The 13,268-nt window shown below is 45.1% G+C and carries 9 protein-coding genes; 4 read left to right on the top strand and 5 right to left on the bottom strand.

Annotation, left to right across the window (positions count from 1 at the left end; all coding sequences use genetic code 11):
* Window positions 1-58: 58 nt before the first annotated feature.
* The 3 genes from glgA to F6J90_RS27370 all read right to left on the bottom strand — a co-directional run bounded on the left by glgA (window position 59) and on the right by F6J90_RS27370 (window position 3,031).
* Window positions 59-1,486: a glycogen synthase GlgA gene (gene glgA, locus F6J90_RS27380; protein ID WP_293100922.1), complete on the bottom strand. Its 1,428-nt coding sequence runs from the start codon at window positions 1,484-1,486 to the stop codon at window positions 59-61.
* Window positions 1,487-1,810: 324 nt separating this feature from the next.
* Complete coding sequence (hemC, locus tag F6J90_RS27375) at window positions 1,811-2,776, bottom strand: hydroxymethylbilane synthase (RefSeq protein WP_293100921.1); 966 nt, start codon at window positions 2,774-2,776, stop codon at window positions 1,811-1,813.
* 126 nt (window positions 2,777-2,902) lie between these two features.
* Window positions 2,903-3,031: a hypothetical protein gene (locus F6J90_RS27370; protein WP_293100920.1), complete on the bottom strand. Its 129-nt coding sequence runs from the start codon at window positions 3,029-3,031 to the stop codon at window positions 2,903-2,905.
* Window positions 3,032-3,661: 630 nt separating this feature from the next.
* Between F6J90_RS27370 and urtA the strand changes: the two genes are divergently transcribed.
* On the top strand, window positions 3,662-7,924 hold the full coding sequence (gene urtA / locus F6J90_RS27365; protein ID WP_293100919.1) for an urea ABC transporter substrate-binding protein: 4,263 nt from the start codon (window positions 3,662-3,664) through the stop codon (window positions 7,922-7,924).
* Here the strand turns inward: urtA and F6J90_RS27360 are convergent.
* On the bottom strand, window positions 7,900-8,133 hold the full coding sequence (locus F6J90_RS27360) for a hypothetical protein (protein WP_293100918.1): 234 nt from the start codon (window positions 8,131-8,133) through the stop codon (window positions 7,900-7,902). The two genes, urtA and F6J90_RS27360, sit on opposite strands and share 25 nt — an antisense overlap.
* Before the next feature lie 264 nt (window positions 8,134-8,397).
* On the opposite strand from F6J90_RS27360, the gene F6J90_RS27355 reads away from it, so the two are divergent.
* From F6J90_RS27355 to F6J90_RS27345, 3 genes are all read left to right on the top strand, one after another.
* Window positions 8,398-8,811, top strand: coding sequence for a hypothetical protein (locus tag F6J90_RS27355; protein WP_293100917.1), 414 nt, complete (start codon window positions 8,398-8,400; stop codon window positions 8,809-8,811).
* Between the two features lie 154 nt (window positions 8,812-8,965).
* Window positions 8,966-10,192, top strand: coding sequence for a SpoIID/LytB domain-containing protein (locus F6J90_RS27350; protein WP_293100916.1), 1,227 nt, complete (start codon window positions 8,966-8,968; stop codon window positions 10,190-10,192).
* Window positions 10,193-10,858: 666 nt separating this feature from the next.
* On the top strand, window positions 10,859-12,061 hold the full coding sequence (locus F6J90_RS27345; protein WP_293100915.1) for an argininosuccinate synthase: 1,203 nt from the start codon (window positions 10,859-10,861) through the stop codon (window positions 12,059-12,061).
* Window positions 12,062-12,135: 74 nt separating this feature from the next.
* Here F6J90_RS27345 and F6J90_RS27340 read toward each other — a convergent pair whose 3' ends face one another.
* Window positions 12,136-12,765 carry a DedA family protein gene (locus F6J90_RS27340; protein ID WP_293100914.1) on the bottom strand — a complete coding sequence of 210 codons (630 nt, stop codon included), beginning with the start codon at window positions 12,763-12,765 and terminating at the stop codon, window positions 12,136-12,138.
* Between the last annotated feature and the right edge of the window lie 503 nt (window positions 12,766-13,268).

Raw genomic sequence — 13,268 nt, 5'->3', positions numbered from 1 at the left:
ATCCTTAGTGATCACTGATCACAGTAACAGAATAGGTGTAACATATGGAATTTTCTGTCTAGCTGGCAACAACTAAATGGTTGTCTTGTGGTATCTGCTGAGGTGATTCTGGAGGTAATCCTACAATATCTTGGTACATCTTGATATATTCCCTGGCTGACTTTTCCCAACTAAAGTCTTGGCTCATAGCTCGTTGCTGCAAACTCCGCCATTCTTTCTTGTAGTGGAAACCTTCCCAAGCCCGAACCATACAAGTATATAAATCTAACGGTTCGTAGCGGTCAAAGCAGTAACCCGTACCAGTTTGGTTGATCGGATCATGGTGGGAAACGGTATCCACCAAACCGCCAGTACGTCGTACAATGGGGATACAGCCGTAACCCATGGCCAGCATTTGGCTAATCCCACAGGGTTCAAAGCGGGAAGGCATCAAGAATACATCACTACCAGCATAGATCCGTCGAGCTAGAGGATCGTTATAGAGGATTTGAGCAGACATTCGTCCTGGATAGCGGGATGCGATTTCCCACAGTTGGGTTTCATAGTGGCGCTCTCCCGTACCTAGGACTAAAAATTGACAATCGGTGTAAGCTAGGAAACCCTGTAAAACTTGCACCAGCAGGTCAATCCCTTTCTGTTCCACTAAACGGGAAACCATACTGATCACACAGGTATCCGGGTTGATGGCTAAACCGACTTCTTTCTGGAGGGCTACTTTGTTTTTGCTGCGGATGTCGAGAGTATCAGCGGTGAAGTTGTGAGGAATGTAGTTATCGGTTTCGGGATTGTAACTTTCTGTATCAATACCATTGACAATGCCAACAGTTTTACCACTGATAAATGACAGCAAACCTTCTAAGGACTCACCGTATTCAGGAGTTTGGATTTGTTGAGCGTAGGTGGGAGAAACAGTATTTACCCGGTTAGCATACTGTACAGCTGCTGCCATAGTATTATGACCTTGCATATACCAGGGACACCAAGTAATTTCTTCTAAGCGCCAGCGCTGGGGGCCTTGATAAGCCAGGTTGTGAATTGTGAAAACTGTGGTAATATCTGATGATTGGTGCATCCAAACGGGAATCATGCCCGTGTGCCAATCATGGCAGTGAATAACATCAGGCTTCCAGTAGTTCCAAGCAAACTCAGCTGCACCATTGGCAAATAGGGTGAATCGCCAGTCTTCATCATCTCCAGAATAGATTTGGCGACCAGCAAAGGCAGCATGACCAAATAGGTATAACGGGACATCAGTCTTTGGTAGTAGGGTTTCAAACACATTGAAGTGTTGAAACATAGCATCACCGGACCAAACTGGTTCCTCTGGAATCTCCATTTTATCGGGCAAAAAGCCGTAGTAAGGCATGAAAATTCGGACATCCTGTCCCAATTGCCTCAAGGTTTTGGGTAATGATCCCACTACATCCCCCATACCGCCAATTTTCGCGATGGGAGCTGCTTCCGCCGCAACGAATAGAATCTTCATCTGTTAGTTGTCAATTATTGGTTGTTAGTGCCTAGGAAATAGCTGCAAGCTTGAAGGATGAAGTGCATTTGATCAAGCCTGAAACATGGAGCAGAACTTTTCAGGAATTGACCTTTAACTCCTCTGTTGACTTGATCGAAGAACCTTCAGTTTTCCGGCTATCCTAGCTTACTGTAGCCTTATCAAAAATTCTACGGGAAAAGAAAAAGGCTATGGCTTAAAAAACCTTTTCCTTAGCCTTTTCCTACACTGAAAGCGGATCAGGAAAATTATCAAATCTATAGCGCTTGGGAAAGGAATTTAATTGACTGTTCAGCTATATTCCTATTCCCGCTCGATTTGAGCCAAAATTTCATCCAAAATCTCTTGTGCTCCCTGTTGTTTGAGCTGTTGGGCAAGTTCGATTCCCAGATTTTCTGCCTGACTCGAATCCCCTTGAATGGTATCTTTTACAAGTTTTTGCCCATCCACACTAGCCACTATAGCTGTTAGGGTTAGGGTATTGCCTTCCAACTGAGTGTCTACACCGATGGGAACTTGACAGCCACCTTCGAGTTCCCTTAATAATGACCGTTCCGCGTAACAGCGTTGAGCAGTGGGGGGATGTGCGATCGCATTGAGTAGTTCTAAGACTTCTTGATCATCCTCACGGCATTCAATTCCCAAAGCCCCTTGTCCCACAGCATGGAGCGAGATCTCTGGTGGTAAAATTTGGTGAATGCGATCGCTCATGTCCAGTCGTTCTAGCCCAGCTACTGCTAAAATTAGAGCATCGTAGTCACCAGCATCCAGTTTAGCCAGTCTGGTGTTTAGGTTGCCTCTGACATCTTTAAAACTCAGATGGGGAAAATGGTAGCGCAGCTGAGCCAGCCGTCTGAGGGAGGAGGTTCCAATGATCGAGCCTTCTGGCAACGTTTCTATCTGTTTATCTTGGTGCTTTTGGTGCATTACTAAAGCATCGGCGGGGTTTTCCCGTTCTGTGACGCACCCTAACACCAACCCTTCTGGCAATTTGGTCGGCAAGTCTTTGAGGGAATGCACCGCAAAATCGATCTCATCCCTAAGCATTCCCAATTCCAGTTCCTTAGTGAATAACCCTTTATCGCCAATCTTAGATAAAGCCACATCCAGGATTTTATCTCCGTGGGTACTCATGGTCTGGACTTCAAACTCTCGGTCTGGAAAATGCTTTTTCAGTTGCTCTTGTACCCAGTAAGTCTGAATCAGAGCAAGTTGGCTTTTCCGAGAACCGATGCGAATTGTCCGAGTAGGACTGGTGGTAGAGGTCATAGGGCTGTCAATTTCTACAAGGCAGATCAATTTACTTGTTCTAGACTACCGCAGAAGGTGACGTTTCCGTTTCCATTTCTGTAAATAGTGATTTGTCAAAAACTAAGCCGTAGTATATACCATTTATCAAATAGGTGAGGTACACAAGGCAAGAGATTTTAGGGAACTCGAATCCCCCCTACTGCCTTTATTAAGGCGGGCAGATAACAGGGAACTTCGGAGCTGGGAACAGGGAAAAAATCCTGTGTACCTCATTACTCTGCTGAACCACTATAACTCAATACTAATGACTCAAAATTCAACCTACTTGAGTGGTGGGATGAGTTAACCTTTATCAGCGACGCCAAAATTTTTTTCAGTGATAGTATTCAAACAGACATCATGGCTTTGTAAACAATTGTATAGTCGTTATGTTGAAATATATTGAGTTCACAGGAAATTTTAACTTACTTATACTATTGTTGTACTAATTGGTTGAGGTGCAGTGTAATTGACTTAATCGGGAAGAGGTAAATGGTGGGAGGGAAAGAAAGGTGGAAATTACAACTAAACTTTATAAATTTTTCCTAAATTTTGCCGCTTTTCTCTTGATTCTCTAAATTTTACTTTTATAACCACAACTGCCACATCAACCAAGGCATCTTCGATGGGTTGTGTAAATAGTTAACGGGTTGACTCGAAAATATTTCCTTTACCCCCACGGAAATTCCTCCCCTAACACGGTTTTCTCCTGACTTAATCAGGGTGCTCGCTACATTCGCCCATAACATTGATTATTTAATAGTAGGTCATGTCGCCTGCGGTTGCTAGATAAACGCAGAGTGAGAGGCTGATGGGTGCTTAAAAGTTAAAGATTTGCAAATAAATATTGCAGGAATTTAAGCAATGCCAAGTTTCAACACTGATAACCCCTGTATACGAGTTGGTATATTGCATTCCTTAAGAGGTACTATGGCAATTAGCGAAGCCCCCCTGGTGGAAGCTGAGCTGATGGCGATCGCAGAAATTAACCAAACCGGAGGAGTTCTTGGTCAACGTATCGAAGCGATCGTTGAGGATGGCGCATCGAAGTCAGCGCAATTTGAGAGCAAGGCCAGAAAACTGATTCAAGAGGATCAGGTAGCCACAGTCTTTGGCTGCTGGACGTCTGCTTATCGTAAGGCAGTTTTGCCCGTATTCGAGGTGTTAAATTCTCTGCTATGGTACCCCCTACAATATGAGGGTCTGGAATGTTCCCCAAATATTTTTTATACCGGGTCTTGTCCAAATCAACAAATTGAGCCAGCGGTGAACTGGCTAGTGAAAAATTACGGTAAGCGATTTTATCTGATCGGTAGCGACTATATTTTCCCCCTGACTGCCAACAAGATTATTAAAGCGCAACTGAAACAACTGGGGGGGACAGTGGTTGGGGAAGATTACATTCCTCTAGGCACTGAAGATATGGGTGAGGTGATCACCAAAATTAAACAAGTTCGACCAGATGTGGTCTTCAACACCCTCAATGGTGACAGTAATTTAGCCTTCTATCGCCAGTACAAATCCTCTGGAATTACAGCTGATGACATTCCGATTATGGCAGTGAGTGTGGCTGAGGCGGAACTGCAAAGGATAGGGGATACAGCGGCGGGACATTATGCCAGCTGGAGCTATTTCCAGAGTCTGGACACTCCTAATAATCAACGGTTTGTCCAGAATTTTCAGCGTCGTTACGGAGCTAACCGAGTGACTAGTGACCCCATTGAAGCCGCCTATGCCCAGGTTTACCTCTGGAAACAAGCGGTGGAATCCGCTCAATCATTTGAGGTAGACCGGGTACGGGTGGCAGCTTATGGTCAGAAATTTGATGCTCCCGGAGGATTAGTCCAAATCGAACCGAATCACCATATTGGTAAAACATGCCGGATTGGGCGGATTTTGCCTACTGGACAATTTGAAATTGTCTTTACCAGTGAACGTCCGATTAAACCCCTACCCTGGTTAGGGGTTGAAACCTGTAACTGTGCCTCAGATGCACGAACTCACCAATACAATGGGTCGGCTAGCGCCACACCATTGATCGAACCCTACAGCACAAATGTGGTGATTGAATTATTGGCTGAGGTTGCTCAATGGATTGAGAAAGCTAGGTATCTAGAGACCAATACTCAAGCATTAGAAATGGCAACGGAACAGTTGAAACATGAAATAGTTGAGCGGCGACGAATTGAAGCAGAACTCCAAAAAGCGTTCGATGAGCTAGAGCTAAAGGTTGAACAACGTACAGCTGACTTAAAAGCATCTAATGCTCAGCTAATGACGGAGGTGCGAGAGCGTGAGCAAGCTCAAGAAGAACTCAGGGCAGCTAAAGATCAGTTACAGGCAGTGTTAGAAGCAGTACCGGGGATTGTCTCTTGGATTAGTTCGGATTTGCGCTACTTGGGTGTGAATCGCCATTTATCCAAAACGTTTAACTTGCCCTCAGAGGGGTTTGTGGGTCAAGACATTGGGTTTCTTCAGGCTAGCTCAGAGTTTAATGACTTTGTCAAGGAGTTTTTTGCTAGCCCAGAGCAAGATGCTTGCCGAGAGGTCTCGGCTATCGTCAATGACGAAAAGCACAATTATGTGATTGTTGCCCAGAAGTACCATCAAGGCTCAGCTGCTTTCACCGTTGGGATTGATATTACCGAACGTCAGCAGGCCCTTGATGACCTGCGCAAGACCAAAGATCAGTTACAGACAGTGTTGGAGGCGGTACCGGGGATTGTCTCTTGGATTAGCTCGGATTTGCGCTACTTGGGTGTGAATCGCCATTTAGCCAAAACGTTTAACTTGCCCCCAGAGGCTTTTGTGGGTCAAGACATTGGGTTTCTTCAGGCTAGCTCAGAGTTTAATGACTTTGTCAAGGAATTTTTTGCCAGCCCAGAACAAGATGCTTGCCGAGAGGTCTCAGCTATCGTCAATGACGAAAAGCGAAACTATGTAATTGTTGCCCAGAAGTACCATCAAGGCTCAGCTGCTTTCACTATTGGGATTGATATTACCGAGCGTCGGCAAGCTGAAGAAGCGCTGAGGCAAGCTGAAGCGAAATATCGCAATATCTTTGAAAATGCTGTAGAAGGCATCTTCCAAACCACTCCCTCAGGACGTTACCTCAGTGCTAACCCAGCTTTAGCTCGCATCTATGGTTATGAGTCCCCAGAAGTATTAATTAATACTGTCACGAATATTCAGCAGCAACTTTATGTTGATCCCAACCGTCGCTCCCAATTCATTCAGTTATTGGAAGAAAATTATACCTTAGTGGATTTCGAGTCCCAAGTCTATCGCCAGGATGGCAGTTTGACTTGGATTTGCGAAAATGCCTGTGCCATTAAAGATGAGCATGGCAATCTGCTCTATTACGAAGGTACTGTCGAAGACATCTCTGAGCGTAAGCAAGCTCAGGAAGCCTTGCAAAGAGCCAATGAAGTGTTAGAAACCCGAGTTGAGGAACGGACAGCAGCACTACGGGATGCAAATCATCAACTACGGATTGAGATTGTAGAGCGCATGCACATCGAAGCAGCACTACGTAAATCGGAAGCTGAGTTGCGGGTGCTGTTTGGAGCGATGACAGATGTGATTACTGTTTTTGATGCTCAAGGACGATACATGAAAGTAGTCTCCACCAATTCTGAGGTTTTATATAGTCCAACGACCGAACTACTTGGTAAGAGTGTCTACGAGGTTTTGCCCCCCAAGCAAGCTGAACTTTTTGTCACCCATATCCGGCAAGTCTTAGATACTAAACAAACCCTGAATATAGAATACAGCCTACCTATAGGAAATTATGAAGTAGGAAGTATGAAGGATGAAATTAGTTCTAACTCAGACTTGAATCGCAAAAAAAATTCGGACTTATATTCCAATAATATATTGCATCAAACTAACAAATCATTTCAGACTTTATCTGAGTATGAAAAAATTTCGGAATTGAATGGCAAAAAGCTAGTGGGGCAAACTGACAAACCCTTTAATACTTCACACTTTACATCTCATAATTCCCAGGTGTGGTTTGCTGCAAGTGTCTCACCCCTGCCAAACAATTGTGTGATTTGGGTCGCGCGTAATATTACCGAGCGCAAACGGGTTCTAGATGCACTCCAGGAAGCTGAAGAGAAGTATCGTAGCATTTTTGAAAATGTGGCTGAGGGTATTTTTCAGATTACACCGGATGGGCAGTACCTTAGTGTCAATCCAGCTTTAGCTCGGATGTATGGCTACTCTTGCCCAGAAGAAATAGTGGCTAAAGTGACCGATATTGAACAGCAACTCTATGTCAATCCCAACAGCTATGCTGAGTTTATTGCTGCTGTTGAGAACCATGGTGCTATCTCTAATTTTGAAGCTAGGGTTTATCGACAAGATGGCAAAATCATCTGGACATCCCAGAATGCTCGTGTTGTGCGTGATGCTCAAGGGAAACTACTGTACTACGAAGGCACTGTAGCCGACATTACCAAGCGCAAACAGGCAGAAGCAGCACTAAGAGCTGAACAAGAAAAGTCGGAACACTTGTTGTTAAATATTTTACCTCACTCCATCGCCCAACGATTAAAACAAGAGCCAAAAGCTATTGCGAATCGCTTTGACGAAGTAACAATTCTGTTTGCTGATATTGTGGAGTTTACCAAGCTTTCTGCTCGCATCTCTCCCACAGAATTGGTTAATCTACTTAATCAAATTTTCTCAAGCTTTGACCAACTAGCACAGCTCCATGGATTAGAGAAAATTAAGACCATTGGAGATGCCTACATGGTTGTTGGTGGTCTACCCAACCCTGGGGATGACCATCCAGATGCGATCGCAAACATGGCATTGGATATGCAACAGGAAATTAGTCGTTTCCAGCGGCATGATGGAGAACCATTCCGCCTGCGCATCGGGATTAACACTGGTCCTGTGGTAGCTGGGGTGATCGGTATCCAGAAGTTCATTTATGATTTGTGGGGGGATGCAGTTAATGTGGCATCTCGGATGGACTCTCAAGGGGAACCTGGGAGAATTCAAGTTACTGCTACCACTTACGAGCGTTTACGAGACAAGTATTTGTTTGAAGAGCGAGGGATTATTAATGTTAAGGGCAAAGGAGAGATGATCACCTATTGGCTGACTGGACGAAAGTAAGTGATTGTTGTTCGCGTAGCGTGGCCAAAGGCCAAAGGTTGTTCGCTCTTGGGGTCCGAAGTAGGGTGGGTTGAGGGTTGTTCGCGAAGCGTGGCCAAAGGCCAAGGTTGAGGGTTGTTCGCGAAGCGTGGCCAAAGGCCAAGGTTGAGGGTTGTTCGCGAAGCGTGGCCAAAGGCCAAGGTTGAGGGTTGTTCGCGAAGCGTGGCCAAAGGCCAAGGTTTAAGGTTTAAGGTTTAAGGTTGAAGGTTGTTCGCCTTTGGCGTTCCCGTAGGGTAGGTTTAAGGTTTAAGGTTGACCCCCTGCCGAGCTTTGGGGGGATCAAAACTGGAGTGTTAACTAGCTATTACCTTATTAATCCTCCATCTGCTTCTGCTTTTGGATAGAAATTTTTAGCCAGGTGTTCCTTCACGGAGTCTGATGGGAATCCTAGAGGAATACTTTATTTTTCTGATTTACTAAAATCTAGGTTAACCATGAGCAGAGTTTCTGTTGCCCAACAGATTGGTTTGATGTTAGGTATCTCCCTGGTGTTCGGTAACTGTGTTGCCAGTCGCAGTTTTGCCCAAACACTGTTTGAACTTGATGGTCGTGCTTACTTGGTGGGAGCTGATGGTGCTTTCCTGGGTTTAGTATCTAGTAACCCTGTGGATGAAAAGTCGATTTGTAATCAGCTCGGGGATTATGGTAATCTGTCTGGCGAAAATAGTGTGTGGAATCGGGAGGGAAATTATGGGAGTTCTAAGTCACACCTCAGTGCCTATAACCCCAGCACAGAATTACCCCCTGCAATTTATTACAGAAAGGCTCAAATCGGTTTTTTGACGGTAAACCCACAAATCAAAAATTCTTTTGATCCTGATCTGTTATTCCAGGCTTTCTGTCAGTGACAGTAAAGGGCGGTTTTCAGGAATCACCCTTGCTCCCCTTCTTTAAGAAACTTAAGGAGGGGATAAGCTATCTGTAACTGTCCAGAATCCCAATAAGACTGCTGTATTGTATAGTGTAATAGCAGGTGAAGGAAGTGTTTAATCCTACTGACGAATGAAGAAATCAGTGTTGTGGTCAATTGCCCTATTTTCAATTGCCCTATCTGTACCTTTAGTCTTAGCAAAATCCCTGTCATCTGGCTCTGAGTTAGAAACATCTTCCTCAACGTCTTCTCCTCCAAATTCCCCAGATCAAGTTTCCCCTGAGTCGGATGGGCTGGCTAACTCAGAGGATACTCCCAAATCTGAACTAACCTCTACCGCCACAGATCCAACACCATCCCAATCTCCTACCCCCAAGGATGAGAATTCCACTGTCTCTAAGTCACCACCCTCACCAACCCTAGCCCAAACTAAAGCTACCCAAGCATCAACCCCTAGCAATCAGGGCACGAAACAACCTACTGCGACTACCAAGGATAAATCCCAGGATAAATCGGATAAATCAGCCAAGACTGAGTCTTCTAATCACAACAACCAGCCGCCCAGCCAGTCTGAAGGGGCTACCAAAAATCAGCAACCAGCACCAAAGCCATTGAATGATGCTCCGATCCTAGAAATGCGAGTTGCTGTAGCTAATGGTGTTAAGTCTCTGGTAGTGGCTACCTCAACACCGGGTGAGTTGCTGGATGCTAGGGGTCAGCCCCTGGGTAAACTAACCGCGAATCAGGGAAGTAATGTTAAACCATTAGGGGACTATATTCAGATTGGTAACTATAAGACCCCCGCAGGGCTTTGGGTGAAGCCAACTAACGGAGGGTATGTATTAGTAGGAAATCGGTGGTATCGAGGGGATTTGCTATTGATTTCTAAGGGAGATAGCATCTTGGCAGTAAACTACGTTGACCTTGAGCTTTACCTGACTTCGGTGGTGGGAGCGGAAGTGTATCCTAGTTGGCCAATGGCAGCTCTGAAAGCACAAGCCATTGCTGCTCGCTCCTATGCTTTGGTTCATGCGATTCGACCTGCTAGTAAGTTCTATGATTTGGGAAACACTCAGCGTTGGCAAGTTTACAAAGGAATCAAATATGAGTGGAACACCACGACTCAGGCAGTTCAAGAAACTCGCGGCATTTTTCTAAGTTACAAAGGTGGGGTGGTAGAATCCTTGTACGCGGCTTCTGACCATATTGTCAAAAATGTATTTGGTGGTCAGGGTATGAGTCAAACCGGAGCTCGTGACTTGGCTAAGCAGGGTTACACCTATCAAGAAATTTTAGGCAACTATTACCCAGGGACTAGTTTGGCTTGGATTGATACTGTTGAGGCTGATTACGATTAGAGTTCTGTGCCAATTGAGCAACCCTATTCTGAACAAATGGCAATTGAGCAACCCTATTCTGGAAATATGTAGATAAAATAGTTATTAGAAATCCCAACACTGAAAACTCCGCCACAAAGCGAGCCCAGTCCAGATGAAAGTGACTAGCGCGCTTAATGCCTAAAAAAAATCCTGGCAAAAAGTTGACACTTATCTAGCGCTAGAGTATAATTTAAGGATAGGGTACAGGCTGAAAAACCGAGGCGCAACCGGAACAGAGATCCGCCACTGCATGACCTAAAAGTAGTAATGCCCAGAGGGTAGGGAAAGTCCTCTTTAAAAACCCAATCGTCAATTAGCCGTTGACGTGTGAACCCAGGAAAATCACAACTTGAGAAAAAACACGGTACGGTGGGGCACACCGAAACCAGGTGAAAAGGAAGAGAAACGGACTTTTTAAGGCACTTCCAACTAAGTAGCCAAACGCCTAAGAAGAATTGCCCTCTGGGTCTGTCGTCAACTGACTAAAAACTTGGTCTTGACGGGTTTTTGGTTTAGATATTGCTTGATTTTTGGCGGCGTCAAAGATTAAGATACGGCGGTTTAAGGCAGCTCGTTGATCTAGGAATCCCCGCGTCTAATGACCGGGGAGTGTCAATTTGTTGTTTTCCACAGGGTGAAACTATTATGAGCCGTGCTGAAAAAGTTGTTCTAGCATATTCCGGTGGCGTAGATACGTCGGTTTGTATCCCTTATCTCAAAGAAGAATGGGGAGTAAAGGAGGTGATCACCCTAGCCGCCAATTTAGGTCAGGGAGATGAACTAGAACCAATCAGACAAAAAGCCTTGCACGCTGGGGCAACAGAATCCTTGGTTGCTGATGCTACCTACAGCTTTGTCAAGGACTATGCTTTTCCAGCCATTCAGGCTAATGCTCTTTATGAAAGTCGCTATCCCCTCTCTACTGCTCTGGCTCGTCCGCTGATTGCTAAATTATTGGTGGAGACTGCTGAAAAATATGGTGCAGATGCGGTAGCTCATGGTTGTACCGGTAAGGGCAATGACCAGGTGCGTTTTGATGTGTCGATTATGGCCCTTAACCCCAACTTGAAAATATTGGCACCAGCTAGGGAGTGGGGTTTCTCTCGTGAAGATTCGATCGCATATGGTGAGCGCTTTGGTATTCCCTCACCAGTGAAAAAGTCTTCCCCCTACAGCATTGACCGTAACCTGCTAGGGCGCAGTATTGAAGCGGGGGTGCTTGAAGATCCGATGGTAGAACCACCAGAGGAAGTTTATGCCATGACAAAAGCGATCGCAAATACACCAGACGAGCCAGAGTATATTGAAATCGGCTTTGAGCAAGGTATTCCCACTATTCTTAACGGTAATCTCCTTGACCCCGTGACTTTGATTAGTCAACTCAACGAGTTAGCTGGCAATCATGGTGTGGGACGGATTGACATGGTTGAGAACCGGGTAGTCGGTATTAAAAGCCGAGAAATTTACGAAACACCAGCCCTATCGGTGTTGATCCAAGCTCATCGTGACTTGGAAAGTTTGACTTTGACTGCTGATGTTACCCAGTACAAGCGAGGGATTGAAGACACCTACAGTCAAATGGTCTACAAAGGCTTGTGGTATAGTCCCCTTAAGGATGCTTTGGATGCTTTCATTCAAAAAACCCAGGAGCGGGTATCCGGTACAGTTAAGGTTAAACTTTTCAAGGGTAATGCCATAATTGTCGGACGTCAGTCAGAGAATTCTCTCTACACTCCGGAACTCGCTACCTACACCTCGGAAGACCAGTTTGACCACAAGGCTGCTGAGGGTTTCATCTACTTGTGGGGATTACCCACTCGGGTGTGGTCAGCAAAAACCAGAAGTTAGGAATTTTGCGTTACGGTAATTGGGTTACGGTAATTGTTAACTACCAATTACCGATTACCCTTTCCCAATCTCAGCTAATCCCCCATGTCCAATTTCTGTCTACGAGACTCAAACCATTTAGGAACAACAATCGAGCCAATCACCAAGATCAGAGCAACAATCGCAAATTTAGATACCGAAGAGATTAATAGTTCCAGAGGTATCAAGCGTCCGCAAAAGTACGATAAACTCACCATCACTGATGCCCAGACAGTAGCACCAGCGAAATTGCATAAGAGAAATTTCCGGTAAGACATCTGAACTATCCCTGCCATTGGACCAGCAAAGATCCGCAGTATTGCCACAAATCGACCAAAAAAAACTGCCTTAGCAGCGTTCTTACGAAATTCGGTTTTAGCCTCTGTCAGTTGTGCTTCTGTGATCCGGACTAAACCCGCAATTCGCACTAGTAAGGGCCAACCACCGATTTTCCCAATCCAGTAACCACAGTTATCTCCTAGGACAGCACCAGCGATCGCAGAGCATAGGACTACCCAATAATTAAGTTCGCCGCTACCTGCGAGGAAGCCACCTACCAGGGTAATAGTTTCTCCCGGTATGGGAACCCCAGCGTTTTCCAGGGCAATCCCAAAAAAAACTGCCCAGTAGCCATAGTCCTTAGCTATGTTCTGGACCGTTTCCAACGATAAAAGCTCAAAAGACATCCAGCGTTACAAAAATTAATCCTTTTTAATATCTTGGCTCGATCCTCTCGTTTGTGTCAATTAAAGCAGTATTATAGAAAATACTGGACAAACACAAGCAGAAGCAATTCGAGCTTTTATCAAAAGCTTGGTCGGTTAAATTAAAACTTGACTGGCGATTAATCCCATGCTGATATTAGGTGCACAGTGGAGCTTCTCGCCAGAATATGTGACAGCTCCTAAACTGATTCTATAGAATCAGTCTAGGCTTCCCAGCCAATCCAGCTATTGCTTAGGAGGCGCTGGGCTTTAAAAACGGACTGCCCTGCCGCTCTGTTGTTTGACTTTTTTAATACTGTTGCACCAACAAACCAGCATTTAAGGCCGTAGGCCACGCGGGGCGCGTTCGGCTTTGCTTGTCAGTAATATAGATTATAACATCTTTAAAAAGACTCTGTGCAAAACTCATCCCACACTCACGCTGGTTCTTGGCCTTTGGGCAACCCTAGGGGAATGGCCACGCT

Origin of the sequence: Moorena sp. SIOASIH (genome assembly GCF_010671925.1) — a bacterium.
GTDB lineage: Bacteria > Cyanobacteriota > Cyanobacteriia > Cyanobacteriales > Coleofasciculaceae > Moorena.
The sequence above is the reverse complement of the archived record's forward strand: the minus strand, read 5'-3'. Positions and strand labels throughout refer to the sequence as shown.